The organism is Aequorivita vitellina (genome assembly GCF_022008365.1).
Classification (GTDB): Bacteria; Bacteroidota; Bacteroidia; order Flavobacteriales; family Flavobacteriaceae; genus Aequorivita; species Aequorivita vitellina.
The window spans coordinates 40875-55954 of record NZ_JAIRBA010000003.1 but is presented as its reverse complement, the minus strand read 5'-3'; the positions used below and the strand labels follow the sequence as shown (position 1 = coordinate 55954).

Annotated in this window: 14 protein-coding genes; 10 read left to right on the top strand and 4 right to left on the bottom strand. The window is 36.4% G+C overall.

Annotated elements, in window-relative coordinates:
• Positions 1–6: 6 nt before the first annotated feature.
• Complete coding sequence (locus tag K8089_RS02195; RefSeq protein ID WP_237601637.1) at positions 7–1191, top strand: acetate/propionate family kinase; 1185 nt, start codon at positions 7–9, stop codon at positions 1189–1191.
• Positions 1192–1410: 219 nt separating this feature from the next.
• On the opposite strand, the gene K8089_RS02190 is transcribed toward K8089_RS02195, so the two are convergent.
• Positions 1411–1629 (bottom strand): hypothetical protein, encoded by a 219-nt coding sequence (locus tag K8089_RS02190; RefSeq protein WP_237601636.1) that lies wholly within the window; start codon positions 1627–1629, stop codon positions 1411–1413.
• Between the two features lie 97 nt (positions 1630–1726).
• A complete protein-coding gene (locus K8089_RS02185) occupies positions 1727–3835 on the bottom strand; it encodes a helix-turn-helix domain-containing protein (RefSeq protein ID WP_237601635.1) in 2109 nt (702 codons plus the stop codon).
• Positions 3836–4059: 224 nt separating this feature from the next.
• Here K8089_RS02185 and K8089_RS02180 point away from each other — a divergent pair, with 224 nt between their 5' ends.
• From K8089_RS02180 to K8089_RS02140, 9 genes are all read left to right on the top strand, one after another.
• A complete protein-coding gene (locus tag K8089_RS02180; protein WP_237601634.1) occupies positions 4060–4653 on the top strand; it encodes an ankyrin repeat domain-containing protein in 594 nt (197 codons plus the stop codon).
• 12 nt (positions 4654–4665) lie between these two features.
• A complete protein-coding gene (locus K8089_RS02175) occupies positions 4666–5769 on the top strand; it encodes an acyltransferase family protein (RefSeq protein WP_237601633.1) in 1104 nt (367 codons plus the stop codon).
• 237 nt (positions 5770–6006) lie between these two features.
• On the top strand, positions 6007–7044 hold the full coding sequence (locus tag K8089_RS02170) for a serine hydrolase domain-containing protein (RefSeq protein ID WP_237601632.1): 1038 nt from the start codon (positions 6007–6009) through the stop codon (positions 7042–7044).
• Positions 7045–7229: 185 nt separating this feature from the next.
• Positions 7230–8186 (top strand): NAD(P)H-binding protein, encoded by a 957-nt coding sequence (locus tag K8089_RS02165; RefSeq protein ID WP_237601631.1) that lies wholly within the window; start codon positions 7230–7232, stop codon positions 8184–8186.
• Positions 8187–8329: 143 nt separating this feature from the next.
• Positions 8330–9754, top strand: a complete 1425-nt coding sequence (locus tag K8089_RS02160) for a serine hydrolase (RefSeq protein ID WP_237601630.1) — start codon at positions 8330–8332, stop codon at positions 9752–9754.
• 115 nt (positions 9755–9869) lie between these two features.
• A complete protein-coding gene (locus K8089_RS02155; protein WP_237601629.1) occupies positions 9870–11318 on the top strand; it encodes a serine hydrolase domain-containing protein in 1449 nt (482 codons plus the stop codon).
• A gap of 80 nt (positions 11319–11398) precedes the next feature.
• On the top strand, positions 11399–12250 hold the full coding sequence (locus K8089_RS02150) for a CPBP family intramembrane glutamic endopeptidase (RefSeq protein WP_237601628.1): 852 nt from the start codon (positions 11399–11401) through the stop codon (positions 12248–12250).
• A 41-nt stretch (positions 12251–12291) separates the two neighbouring features.
• Positions 12292–12609, top strand: a complete 318-nt coding sequence (locus K8089_RS02145; RefSeq protein WP_237601627.1) for an alcohol dehydrogenase catalytic domain-containing protein — start codon at positions 12292–12294, stop codon at positions 12607–12609.
• Positions 12610–12654: 45 nt separating this feature from the next.
• Positions 12655–12927, top strand: coding sequence for an MDR/zinc-dependent alcohol dehydrogenase-like family protein (locus K8089_RS02140; RefSeq protein ID WP_237601626.1), 273 nt, complete (start codon positions 12655–12657; stop codon positions 12925–12927).
• Positions 12928–13002: 75 nt separating this feature from the next.
• On the opposite strand, the gene K8089_RS02135 is transcribed toward K8089_RS02140, so the two are convergent.
• On the bottom strand, positions 13003–13704 hold the full coding sequence (locus tag K8089_RS02135; RefSeq protein ID WP_237601625.1) for a LytR/AlgR family response regulator transcription factor: 702 nt from the start codon (positions 13702–13704) through the stop codon (positions 13003–13005).
• Positions 13697–14821 carry a sensor histidine kinase gene (locus K8089_RS02130; protein WP_237601624.1) on the bottom strand — a complete coding sequence of 375 codons (1125 nt, stop codon included), beginning with the start codon at positions 14819–14821 and terminating at the stop codon, positions 13697–13699. The genes K8089_RS02135 and K8089_RS02130 overlap by 8 nt, the downstream gene beginning before the upstream one ends.
• Positions 14822–15080 lie beyond the last annotated feature (259 nt).

The following is a 15080-nucleotide window of genomic DNA, read 5'->3' as shown; positions in this document are numbered from 1 at the left end:
ACACCTATGAACATATTAGTAATTAACTCTGGAAGTTCATCTATAAAATTTCAGTTAATAGAAATGCCTTCCGAAGCTTTGATATGTAGTGGATTAGTAGAGCGCATTGGCCATACCGATGCTGTTCTAAAATATAAAACAAATACCGTAGCTTTTCAAGAAACAAGCAGTATAAAGACGCACAAACAAGGGCTACATAAAATTGTGGAATTATTACTTCATGTTGAAAAAGGGGTTATTAAAAGCACCAGTGATATTGAAGTGGTTGGCCATCGCGTTGTTCACGGCGGAAATTCATTTTCTAATACCACTGAAATCACTGCCCAAGTGAAGCAAAAGATTCAAGAATACGCTACTTTGGCTCCGCTTCATAATCCGGGGAATCTAGAAGGTATTCTTGTTGCTGAAGAATTTTTCCCAATGGCGAAACAAGTCGCAGTTTTTGACACTGCTTTTCATCAAACCATTCCTGAAAAAGCAAATAAGTACGCAATTCCCAACAAGTTTTACAAAGAAAAAGGTATTCAGCTATATGGTTTTCACGGTACGAGCCATCAATATGTTTCGGAAAAAGCGATTGCATATTTAGGGCTTAAATCATCTAAAATCATTTCCATTCATTTGGGTAATGGCTGTAGTATGACTGCAATTCGGGATGGTAAAAGTATAGATCACAGTTTGGGTTTCACCCCGTCCAATGGTTTAATAATGGGAACCCGAAGTGGCGATTTAGACCACGGTGTTATTTACCATTTGGTCAACAAATTAGGCTATAATATGGATGAAGTAAAAAATCTGCTCACAAATGAAAGTGGCATGTTAGGCCTAACCGGACACAACGATTTAAGAGATATTGAAGCTGAAGCTGAAAAAGGAAATAGAAATTGTATTCTCGCTTTAACGATGAACGCCTACCGTATTCAGAAATATATTGGCGCTTATGTTGCCACGTTGAATGGTTTAGACGCCATTATTTTTACTGCAGGAATTGGCGAAAATTCCAGTGTAATTCGAAAACTTGTGTGTACGGATATGAATTTCTTCGGAATAGATTTGGATGAAACTAAAAACGAATCAAAATCTAAAGAACTTCGTGAAATTAACAGCGCTATTTCCAAAGTAAAAATTCTAGTCATTCCTACTAATGAAGAATTGGAGATTGCAAAACAAGCTTTTCGGTTGGTAAATTAATCAATACCAATTTTTATAAAAAAGAAGAAAGCCCCGTTATTGTAAAGATAGCGGGGCATTTTTATATAAAACCATTGAGTTCATTGCTTTTTTTACTTTTATCAGAATCCGTAGTACATGTTATCTGCTTCAGTTTTAAACACTCTAATTTTTACATTACAATTACGTTTCACGTTCAATGGGTTAAGTCTATCATTACATACCATAACCGTTATACATCTATTGTTTTAAGACTTTAATAAGCCTTTTAAGCATCGTGTCTGTGCCATTTTTATAATCGCTCCAATTGAAATTGATTAAGAGATCTGGCTGTACACCTTGAACTATATTTTCTGATAAATTGCATTTTCTTTTTGAATAGGTTATGACCAATTTTGATGAAGGCAATTCAAACTGATCCATGTCTTGTACTGCTATGGATTTTGAAGTTGTATTCATTTTACAAAAATACGTATCACACTTTAATGACTTATTACGCTACTTGTTACATAAGTTAAATTTTGTAAAGCGAGAGATTTTACGTGAATTTGAATCGCTAATTAATTAACCCCTTTTCTTTTAAAGATTTCTTTAATTGCCTATTGTTTTCCCAAAATCTATCTTTGATTTTTTGGACAACCACTTCGTATTCAGGATGGTTTTTTAAGGTCTTCATTAGTGGGTCTTTTTCAAGAAACAACAAGATCCAATATTGATAATTGTTTTTTGACGCAAATAGCTTTAGTTGTTCAATAGCAAGATCGGGTTTGTTTTCATGCAAGTATTTCATAGCCAAACTAGCCGGTTGGTAAATAGATTGGTCACTTTCGCAGTAGGCGGCATACGTTTTATAAAAGTCTTCAGCTCTTTTTTTCATACCCATTTTTTCAAAAACCATTCCTATCTTTAGGTCTTCCTGCGGGTATATATTCAATCCATTTTCTTCCTTTACTTTTACAAATTTTTTATAATAGTAGAAGGCACTGTCATACTTCTCCTGAAAATAATAAAGCTTTGCCACTTCTTGCATGATATCCAAACGCGTAGTATCCTTTTTCCATTCCTTTAACAACAACTTCCTGGTTTTATCGAGGTTTTCGTGCTTGGCATATTGAATGTATATTTTTAGATAAGGTGCGTAATAATTATTGGGGTTGTAATCCAATGCTAAATTGATGTATTTAAGTGCTTCCTCCGTAAAGCCATTTTGGATAAAGGCATTGCTTAGGTTTAAATAGATATAGCTTTTACCAATTGAATCATTGGCAGCAATATCGAGTTGAACCCCTTTCAAGGCGTATTCCAAAGACTTTGCGGTATTTGGAATCGTGTTGGCATATAAACTTGAAAGCATATTGACCACTGCCGATGAATTGGGGTTGTACTCCAAGGCTTTTTCCAAATGGGGTATTGCATATCGAAACTCATTAATATCCATATAATAGAGAGCTTTGGCGATAAGGCTCTCCGCAGACTTGGGGTCGTAAAGCAAGGCTTTATCTGCATTGTAATTAATGACATCCGCATAATGTTTTTCAACTTGGTAAATATCTAGGTAATAATACGCTATAGCGATTTTGGAATACGCGAGGGCAAAGTGTGGATCCGCTTCTATCGCTTTTTCAAATAAAGGAATGGCTGCTTTTAACCCCTCTTTAGTTTCTGTTTGAAGAAGTTCCAAGGCTTTTAAGTAATATTCATACGCGACAAGGTTTTCAGTGGGTTTTTTCTCGATACGTTCCAATTCCGCGGGAGTAACCTTGGCCTGTATGGCATCTGCGATTTTTTTGGCGATGGCATTCTGCAAAGAAAATATGTCTATCACTTTCTGGTTATACTGTTCGGCCCACACGGGTGTATCCCGTGATGCGTCAATCAATTGAATATTCAATAAAACCTGGTCGCCTACGCGTTGCCCGCTTCCTTCAACCAGATAATTAACATGCAGTTCTTCTGCTATCTCTTTAACGGTCTTGTCTGTATTTCTATATTTTTCTACCGAGGTCCTGCTAATTACCCGCAAATCCTTTATTTTTTGCAACTTGTTCAATGACGCCTCCATAAGTCCATTTACAAAATAGAGATTAGTAGAATCACTGCTCATATTTTTAAAAGGTAGTACGGCTATTGACTTTGTAATGTGGCTATTCGTTATTTCAGAATTGGGAGTGCTATTTTGAAAAATCAGGAATGCCGCCAAGCATAGCATCAAAACCATTGTTACAAGGAGGTGCAAGCGGTACTGTTCCAAAAAACTGTTTTGGGCATCTCCTTTACTTTCTGCTTCGTTACTTTCTGAAATAGGGGCTTCTTCAAAACCATTTTTTCTCACTTCCCCGGGCGAATGTCCATAATACTCCCGAAAACATTTGATGAAATACGAATTGTTTCCAAACCCAACTTGATATGAAATTTCAGAAACCGTAAGCTCCGTTTCTTCCAGCAGCTCCATCCCTTTTTTAAGACGCACTTGACGAATAAACCGGCTTGCACTAAGCCCTGTTTGTTTCTTGATCTTCCGCAACAAACTGGAACGACTCATATTCATAAGGTCGGCCAATTCTGAAACGCCAAATTGTTCATTAGAGATATTCCCTAAGACAGCAGCTTCAACTTGCTCGATAAATTTTCCTTGGTATGGGATGTTGGACAGCTCGTTTTCCACTTATCGAAAGTAGTAAATTTTATTTTAATGCTTTATGGCTTTCCATCTGTAATTCTGATTGCGAAAACCAAGACTTGCGTCATAATTTATACTCCTGCGCCATAATTTTCATTCCTACAACAAACTTGATACATAAGGCTGCATAAGGGTTTGCGGGCAACTGGCCTATTGCCGGATATTTGTGGCAACAAAAATCTAATTATTAATCATTACAAATTTATATTATGAAAACACTAAAATTTACCTCGTTTAAAATGACAATTCCAATGCTATTACTAGCTATTTTTTTAACAAGCGCGTGTGCGCAATCCAATAAAAAAGCAACTGCAAGAAATACAAACGAAGCAGTAAAAACAATAGAAAAACCCAGTGTAGATATTCAAACGGCAATAATATCTGGAAATATTGAAGCGGTTAGACAGCATATTGAAGCAGGAACCGATATTGACCAAAAGGAAGCGATGAGCGGCGCAACCCCCTTAATGACCGCAATCACCTTTAATAAACCTGAAATAGCCAAACTGTTACTTGCGGCAGGTGCAGACCTCTCCATAAAAAACAATGACGGCTCCACTGCACTACATAACGCCGCATTCTTTGGTCGAATAGAAATGGTGCAAATGCTTATCGACGCCAAGGCCGACAAAACCATACGCAACAATTATGGAGCCACGCCCAGGGAAACTGTAATGGGAGACTTTGCCGAAATCAAGCCGTTTTACGAGATGATTATGCAACAGCTAAAACCAATGGGCTTCCAATTAAACTTGGAAGAGTTACAAAAAGCGCGTCCCGTAATTGCAATAATGTTGCAGTAGATAGCAATCGAGATGAAGACACAAAGAAGATACGATATAGATTGGTTACGGGTCATTGCCATTGGTCTCTTGCTCATTTATCATATTGCTATAATATTCCAACCTTGGGCGATGTTCATTGGGTTTATTAGAAGTGATGACTCCTTAGAAGGACTTTGGGCACCCATGACGATGCTTAATGTATGGCGAATCCCACTGTTATTTTATGTATCGGGAATGGGCTTGTTTTTCGCAATGAAAAAACGAAACTGGAAGCAATTGCTCAAAGAACGCAGCACACGAATTCTCTTGCCATTTGCCTTTGGGTTTGTAGCTATAGCACCTTTGCATATTTACCTATTCCAGCAGTTCTATCACATGCCTTTAAGTTACTATGCAAGCAGTGGCCATTTATGGTTTTTGGGCAATATTTTTTGTTACGTGCTCTTGTTGTCGCCCCTTTTCTTCTATTTGAAAAAACATGACAATGGAAATTTTAAAAAAGCACTTTCCAAACTCATGAGCTATGCCGTGGGGCCATTATCAATGGCTGTCTTCTTTATGTTCGAAATAGCTATCGTAAAACCTCAATTATTTGAATTGTACGCCCAAACCTGGCATGGCTTTTTTATAGGTTTTCTGGCTTTCTTTTTTGGTTTCCTATTTGTTTACAGTGGTGAAACTTTTTGGAAAACGGTATCGAAATGGAAATGGTTGTACATCGGAATAGCGACAGTTTTATTTGCCATTCGGTTTACAGGGTTTGGGGATATTTCAAATATGTACCTCACTACTGTAGAGTCCAATTGCTGGATATTTGGGGTTTTTGGTTTAGGGTATAAATATTTAAACAAACCGAGCAAACTGTTAAGCTATTTAAGCAAGGCGGCCTATCCCATTTACATTATCCACATGGCTGTATTGTTTGCGGGTGCCTTTATTATTCTGCCCTTGAAAATCCATCCGCTTCTAAAGTTTATAGGTGTTTTAGCATTTACTTTTATTTTCTGCTTTCTCATTTACGAATTTATCCTGAGAAGGATAAATATACTAAGACCGCTATTTGGCCTAAAATGGAAGTTCAACAAGAAAGAAAATGGGGTAGAACAGTTGTCAAAACCCGTTCAACCAAATTAATAAACCGTACAAGTTGTAATCGGATTTTTAATTCGTAATGTCTAGTGTTTGGCAGCCTTTCAATTTTGTCGCGATAGTTTTTCAGTACGGGGAATTAAAAAAAAGCAGGCCGTATAATTGGTTATAAAGTAGTCGTAATTGTCAGATGGTCAGGACATTAATTTCAATTCAAAGGTCATTTAATCGTTATAAATTAAAATGAAAAAGGTAAATTGCAAGACTGTAAATCAGAAGGTTATGAAAAAAAAACAAGCAAAAAACATGTTTAAAATAGTGCTTATTGTGGGAAGCCTTGTTTCGTTGTGGTTTGTGCCATGGATTGTTGTAAAAGCTTGGGTACTGCCCTTGCCCGATACAATTCAAGAGCAGGCGAATGAAGCTGTTGAAAATGGATTTGCTGGAATACTCATTTACGTGGATAAAGCGAACGAACCGGCTGAATTCTATGCCGCGGGTTGGCACAACAAAAAGAAAAAAATACCGGCCAATCCGCATGCATTCTTCAAGATTGGGAGTATAAACAAACTCTATACGGCGGTTGCAATCGCGAAACTGGTCAATGCCGGCCAGTTGTCTTTAGACAAAACTTTAGCCGATTATCTTCCGGAGTTATCGGGAAGAATTGAAAATGCAAATAAGATCACCCTAAAAATGATGGTGCAGCATCGTAGTGGTATTCCGAATTATACCGACACCAAGGATTATTGGGCACACCCCAAAGAGAACAACAAGGAAAAACTCGCATTGGTCCTGGACCATCCCGCCGATTTTGAGCCCGGGAAAAAATATGAATATTGCAACACCAATTATTTATTGCTTTCCGAAATCATGGATAGGGTTTTGGGCTACCCCCATTTTGAATTCATCCAAAAGGAAATCCTCGATCGACTGGATTTAAAAAACACCTTCCCATCAGTCCGTCAGGTTAATATGGATAAGATGATGAGCGGATATCACAAAGGCCATCCTTTTGATTTAAAAACCGACGATATCGGAATGGTGGCCACCGCAGAAGATGTGGGGATATTTTTACGGGCATTAAATGATGGAAGCCTATTTGATGGAGAGGAAAAGAAAATTTATTCATCAATATATAAATATGAACATAAGGGGTGGGTTCCCGGCTATCAAAGCATTGCCGAGTATCACAAAGATATAGATGCCGTGGTCGTTCAGTTTACCAGCACCACCGATCCTAAATTGTATTACTGGAATTTAGCAGATGTAGAATATAGTCGTGTTATTAAGATAATCAAAAGAAATAGCCACAGGTAATAATGGGTCGAATTATAAAATATTAGTCGTGTCTGTCTAAGATTTAAGACCGCTGCGCTAAAAGACGTAAGACATAAGACTTACTTCTAAATAGATTGGCAATCACTTTAAATCGGTTACACACTTTTTAATTATTCAATACTAATGATATGCTTGAGTAGAGCAATAATGAATTCAAATAAAAAATGAAGGACACAAAACATTTGGTATTGGGAGCAACCGGAGGCATTGGTTTTTCATATACCGCGGAATTGCTGTCCCATAACATTCAAACAACAATTCTTGTAAGGGATAAAGAAAAAGCAATAAAGCTGTTTAATGACAACCCCCTATTGGAAGTAATAGTAGGAGATGTAAATAACCTTGGCCACTTAAAAGAAATTTCGGCAAACAAGGAATTTATATTTCTCGGCATCAATGTCCCGTATCAACTATGGGAAACGCAAATGGAGCCTATTATTTCGAATGTAATCATCGCGGCAAAGCTGAACAAAGCAACAATATTATTTCCCGAAAATAATTATGCCTTTGGAAATGTTGATAATCCTATAACCGAAAGTACCCTTCCGCAACCTAGTACAAAAAAAGGGAAACTCAGGTTGAGCTTGGTAAATCATTTAAAAAAAGCAGCCGAGCGCAACGATTGTAAGGTAATAATAATCCGTCTCCCTGATTTTTTCGGACCCAATGTTACCAATGCCTTAATAAAACCAATTTTTAAGGAAGCAATCCACAACAGACCCATAAAGTGGCTGATAAACGATGCCATTCCGCATCAATTCGCCTTTACGCCCAATGTTTCAAAATATTTCCACCGGTTGACCCTTGAAACCGATTTGCCCAATTTCTTTTTGATCAATTACAGCGGAATTACCTTCAGTAGCATAAAAAGTTTAGGCGAAAAGATCAGTGCCATTCAAGGAAACCCAAAGAAGGTGAAAGTAGCACCCAAATTTCTGCTCAATATGATTGCCTTGTTTGACCCCGAAGTAAGGGAATTGAAGGAAAACTTTTATCAATTTGAAAACAGTATACTGCTGGTTGACGATCCTCTAAAAAACAGCTATCCGGAAATGAAGGAAACAACCTTGGACACCGCATTAAGGATAACGCTCGACTGGTATAAAAACAATATGGAATAAAACAGCTAAACAAAATGAAACGCAATGACGGACGATGTGGGTGCAATAATTATGAAATTTTGTGGCCATTTTGCCAGCTGCAACATTCAAAAAAGTCATATCATCTTTAACACCAAATTATCTAATATTAAACAGTAAACAAAATGAAATCAATACTCCAACTTTTAGTCATAGTAGCAACCGTGTTTATGGGTTGCAAAAACAATATTAACACTATATCAAGTGATTTAACAGCAACCAATAAAGATCGTGTAATCAAGCAAACTTTGATAGATTCTTTAATGAGGGTATCCTATGACCGCGGCATTTTCAATGGCAATATCCTGGTTGCCAAAAACCACAAAATAATATATCAAAATGAATTTGGATATTCAGATGCTTCAAAAGCAAAAGCGCTAAACCAAAATATGATATTCAATATTGGATCAATAGGAAAAGAATTCAACGCCGTGGCTTTAATGATCTTAAAGGAGCGGGGATTGCTAAACCTAGATGATAAAATTTCAAAATTTGGGTTGCCGTTACCCGAATGGTCTGCAAAGGTCTCTATCAAGGATTTATTAAGATATACCAGCGGTTTGCCAAAAATAAATTGGAACCACGTTAAAAATGATCAAGATATATATGCAGATTTAAAGCAGATTGACCATTTGAATTTCGAACCCGGAACGGCTTATCTCTATAGCAATAACAATGTTTTTCTTCAAAGAAGGATCGTGGAAAAAGTTTCTGGAATGGGTTTTAACGATTTTATTCAAAAAAACATTCTTACCCCCAGTAATATGACAGGCGCCGTTTTGGACGCAACTCCAAACAATCCGCAATTGGTAGCTGCATTTAACAACGATTTGGTCAATGATAAGCCTATGGATATTGAATTCTCGGGCTGGGTATATCCTACTGCAAATGATATGTACCATTGGTTAAGCAGCCTGCACTCAGGGAAGATAATTTCTGAAAAATCATTACTACAATTATTTGATTCTTATTCTAAAAACAGCGAGGCCGCTTTAGGAAAAGGTGTCTTTGAAAATAAAAAATTACTGTTGCACGAACATCAAGGCTCTTCTTTTAATTACGAATCTTTTATACATTATAATGCAACTGAGGGTATATCCATCATTTTAATGACCAATAATAAAAATTTCAAACTGCGTGAAATTGCTGAATCAATTGAAAATATCTTAAATGGGAACACGTTTTCAATTCCCCAAAAATCTATTTATCTAACCATAAGTCAAAAATGCTTCAACAATATAGATGAAGGTATTGCGCTTTATAAAAGTTTAAAAAAGAACCATCCCAACACCTATAATTTTTCAAACGAGAACGAATTGAATAAATTGGGGTATAAATTAATTGAGAAAAATAAAATCGAAGATGCTGTTAAAACGTTCAAATTGAATATCATAGAGTTTCCAAACTCGGCCAATGCATACGACAGTATGGGCGAAGCATATTTTCTCAATGGAAACAATGAGCTGGCATTGGTCAATTATAAAAAATCGCTGCAATTGAATCCAAACAATACCAATGCAATTGAAATGATTAAAAAAATCCAAAAATAACAACGTGGCTACTTGCTGGCCTTGCTGTTAGACTACCAAAAAGTTGGTTTCACGATAGGAAACTATATGAATTTGAAAATGGCGATTGCCATTTAAAGCAAACACAAACCTGAAAATGAAAAATATTATTTTATTTATTGCAATAATTATTACGCTCGGGATTTCCGGTAAAGATGCGTCCCACTTGAAACATTCAGAGAACACTGTAGAAAACAGACTCCAGTCTTACCTTGACGAATGTAATAAAAACGGACTGTCCGCAAGTATCTTGGTCGCCCAAAACGGGGAAATTCTCTATAATGGTGGCGTTGGATTGAGAAACAAAAACGAAAATCTTCCTGTAACAAAGGAAACTATATTTACAATAGGTTCATTGACAAAGCAGTTTACGGCAACCGCTATTCTAAAATTACAGGAAGAAGGCAGATTATCGGTAACCGATTCTATTTCCAAATTCTTCGACAACATTCCGAAGGACAAACAAAACATTACCATCCATCAATTACTTACACATTCTTCAGGAATCGTAGGAAATCTGGGGTATGGAGTGGATTTCGTTTTCATTTCGAAGGCGGAGTTTTTAAATCAAGTTTACAATTCCCCATTGGATTTTGAACCGGGAGAACAATTTAGTTATTCCAACGTGGGTTACAGTATTTTGGCGATGATCATTGAAAAGGTTACGCAAACGGATTACGAAACCTATTTGCAGGAAAATCTTTTTCAAAAAGCAGGGATGCAACATACGGGATATCTTTTCCCCAAATGGGATACAACTCAAATTGCCCACGGTTATAAATGCGGGGAAGATTGGGGCACCCACCTCTTAAAATGGCAGGCAGATTCAAATCAAATCTCGTGGCATTTAAAGGGAAATGGCGGAATACTTTCCAATCCTTCCGATTTATATAAATGGTATAAAGCATTGAAGGAAAATAAAATCATCTCCAAAAAATCCTTTGAGCAACTCACTTTTCCCCACCTAAAAGAACATGAATCAGGAGATTCTTATTATGCCTATGGGTGGACGATAATGGACAGCGACAGAAACACGAAAATTATAGCACACAACGGTTCAAATAGTGTTTTTTATGCCGATTTCCTTCAACTTCCGGAAGAGAACACCGTGATCATCTATATGACCAATGAATTAAGGTACGATACCCAAATTGTGGCCTGGGAAATAGAGCAATTACTTTTTAAAGTAGACTATACCCCGGTGGTGCCCAAAATGAAAAGTGTAAAACACGGCAGTACCGCTGTTACAAACAAGCAACTTGAAATCATACATCAATTTGTCGAATTGATTTTGACTGATGATGGGAACATTGATGATTTCATCAACGAACATGTCGCCAACAAAGAAAGAGAACGAAGGTTCAAAATGTGGGTTAAGGATATGCAACATGAATTTTCAGGCTACAAATTAAAACACGTTTTGGAGTATGGAGATTTAAGCTACGATATTATACTTGAATCAAAAGATGGAAAAATTGTTGAATTGACCCCCTGTTTTGATCTACAATTCAATGAAAGCAATCAGATTGTCGCCTTTGGGTGGTAAGCCAAAACAAAACCGAAGTGGCAAAATGAATATGCCATCGAAGATAATTTAATTAACAACACAACCTTAACAGTTAAAAAATGACATCCAACCTTAAAAATCAATCCCCATTCGTAATAACCATAGCGGTTCTTGCCGTTACGGCATTCATTATGGTTATGCCCGTAGAGGCTTTATTCGGCAAAATCCCTAATGATGATTTTAAGCTGGAGTACTTAAGCCTTACCTTCAAAATGGGTTTGATTTTTCCCATCGCTTACAGCTTAATAAAATCACTAAAGCTTCAGTCCCTTGCGGGGCTATCAAGACCATTCCCTTGGCGATTTGGATACTTAAATTTAATTCCGGGGTATTTAATCGCAATTGCACTGCTCGGGCTTTTGGGTAAAGACTTATCGGCCATAGCTCCTTTCAATTTGATGCTATTGCTCATCGGGTGCCTTATTGTAGGCTTTGCCGAAGAGTATCTGTTTCGGGGATTGCTGCAATCGCTCTTCCTAAATAAATATGGGTTGCGGAAAAACGGGATCTTGATCAGTATCCTTCTTTCATCGATTTTGTTTGGACTTTTTCACCTTTTGAACTTGACCAGAAACGACAATGTTGGACAGGTATTGATACAAGTGGTCTTTGCCACCTTCATCGGTTTCTTTTTTGGGGTTATGGTGTTAAAAACCAACAGGTTAAACCCACTTGCAATCACCCACGGACTTATCAATTTTTCATTTTCAATTGCTTTTTTGCCAGGCCTAAAAACCGTGCAGGAAGAGGTAAGCGGCCCGGTATCCCTGGCGCCCATAATCTTGACCCTGCCCCTATTCATCATTGCATTTTTAATCTTTAAAAAAACAGACAAAAAAGGGATTGCGAAAAAGCTGGAAATGGCGAAACCTGAAACACATGCAATTAGAGCCGAACGAAAGTGGCTTTAGTTCCGAAACAGATTGAAATACTAACCAAAATAATCAAAAAAATGAAAGCAGTTGAACGTACCAAATACGGTGGGGTTGAATTTCTTAAACTGGTTGAAACCGAAAAACCTACCCCAAAAGAAAATGAAATATTGATTAAAAATCACGCCACTTCCGTCACTTCCGGCGATGCCCTAATAAGGCGGGCCGACCCCTTTTTAATTCGTTTAATTTTTGGATTTAAGAAACCGCGAAAACCTGTTTTGGGGGTAGTTGTTTCCGGGGAAGTCGAGGCCGTGGGAAAATCGGTCACAAAGTTTAAGGTGGGCGATAAGGTTTTCGGCTCCGCCGGAATGAACTTTGGATCCCATGCCCAATAAGTTTCGGTTTCTGAGGATGCCGTACTCGCTTTAAAGCCCGACAACATGGGTTACCAAGAGGCCGCGGCTATTCCCTTTGGGGCCACGGCGGCCTTGCATTTTATCAAAATAGCAAACATCCAGCCCAGTCAAAATGTACTTATCTACGGAGCATCTGGCGCCCTAGGTACAATGGCTATACAATTGGCCAAAAACCAAGAGGCGATCGTTACTGCTGTTTGTAGCGCTGCAAACAGTGCAATGGTGAAAGCCTTGGGGGCCGACAAAACTATAGACTGCACCAAGGTAGACTTTAATTTACAGACCCAAACAAAATGAATGATGTCTGTCATTTAGCTTCGTGTTTTTTCAAATTGTGGGCAACTCAAGACAACAAAGCAGCACATATTTTGACTATGAATTCAAAAGTTTATTTACTTGGCTTTTATAGGTTTGACCTATAGGAATTTTATGCGTATTTATAAGAATACGATTCCCTTCTATGAATTTTATTTTATCTACCGCTATAATAAACGATTTATGAACCCTTATAAATTTTTCTTCTGGTAAAATTGATCCGTAATTAGAGATTTTTTCGTGACTTACAATCATTTCATCATTTAAAAATAACTTCGTATAATTTCCATATGCTTCTATATATAATAAATCATCCAAATCAATTTGGTGATGTTTCTTATCTCCCTTAATAAAAAACCGTCTGGTGGAATCTTCAATACTTACTTCTTTGATATTTGCCTTTGTTTCGTAACTTTCTGAAACTTTATTCACTGCTTTCACCAAACGATCAAAGCTAAAGGGTTTTAATAAGTAATCGATGACATTTAATTCATAACCTTCTAAAGCATATTCCTTATATGCTGTTGTAATAATAGTTTTTGGCGGATTTGTTAGTGTCCTTAAAAAATCTAATCCCTTTAATTTTGGCATGTTGATATCTAAAAACATAAAGTCCACACTATTTTCATTTAAAAACTGCATTGCTTCCATGGCATTATAACAGTTTTTCTTCAATTGTAAGTGCGGCAGCAAATTGCAGAATTCCTCTATAATTTCGTGTGCTAATGGTTCGTCATCAATAATGATATAATTAAGCATGTTTCGAAATTTTTAAGGTCGTTTTGTAACAGTTGTTTGATGTATTAACAAGTAATTCATGTTGGTTTTTATATAATAAAGAGAGTCTTCTCTTTAAATTTTTCAATCCAATTCCTAATGTTTCATTAACTTCATTAGAATCAAAATTATTCTCAATTGTAAAATAGATGAAGTCATTGTCATCATATAGTTTGATATGAATAAAGGCTTTTTCGGCAAGTGTTTCAACACCGTGTTTGAAAGCATTTTCCAATAGGATAATGTACATTAAAGGTACAATTGTTAAGTGAGTATCTATCGAGGCATAATCAAAGCTAATCTCGACAGACTTTTTATATCGAATTTTGTGTAATTCTATATAGTTGTTCAAATATGCTATTTCATCTGCAAGTTGAACTGTTTCCTTTTCACCTTCATAAATTGTATAACGCATCATATCGGATAATTTCAAAATTACCTCTGGAGCCTGCTTGGAGTTTTTAACGGTTAAGGCATACAAGTTATTCAAAGTATTGAAGAAAAAATGTGGATTTATTTGTGCTCTCAATAATGATAATTCAGCATTTGATTTTTCAGCTTTCAAATTTTGCAACCATTTCCATTGTTCAAAGACCCAAATAAGAAATAGGATTGGAATTGGCAAAAAGAATATATAGAAAGGAAAATCTTCTTTAATTTTTAAATAGGCTTGTAAATCACCAGAAAACAACCTTAAATAAATAAAATACAAGAGCAGTGGTCCGTAAATAATGACTATTAACTTCCAATACTTTTTGATAAATGTAGGAGATAATACATAAACGATTCCAATCCAAAATGCCATTATAAGTATAAATGTAATGGGGTTATCTGGCAACTTCATATAAGAATCGATAATCAATGCCGTAACAAGCAATAAGGATATACCAAGTACTCTAATTACAATTCGCTTGTTCTTTTTAAAATAATAAAATGGCAAAGCCATTATGAAACCCCAAATAATGGCATAAATAAAAATTTCAAATGATTTTTCTTTAGGAAGAAGAATAAAGCCAAAATAATCCAATACATAGAATAGTGGTATCATAATAATGAATCCAATTAAAAAGGCTCTGTATTTCTTTAATAGCTTAATCATACCTCAAAAGTAAGTATGATATGCTGGCTAAACAAGAAAGTTGACAGGCACTGTAATTATTAGCATGAACCCAGCCATTTTCAGGACGAACACGATTGATGCTTCTTTTCAACACATATAAGTTAATAAAAGCACCATATATCATATTGATTATAAAGCCCCTTTTCTTCGCTTTATGTTTGTTTCAAATTAATATTAAAAACAAAATTATGAGCACTTTAAACAACATTCGAATCACAAACAGATTCACCACAACCAC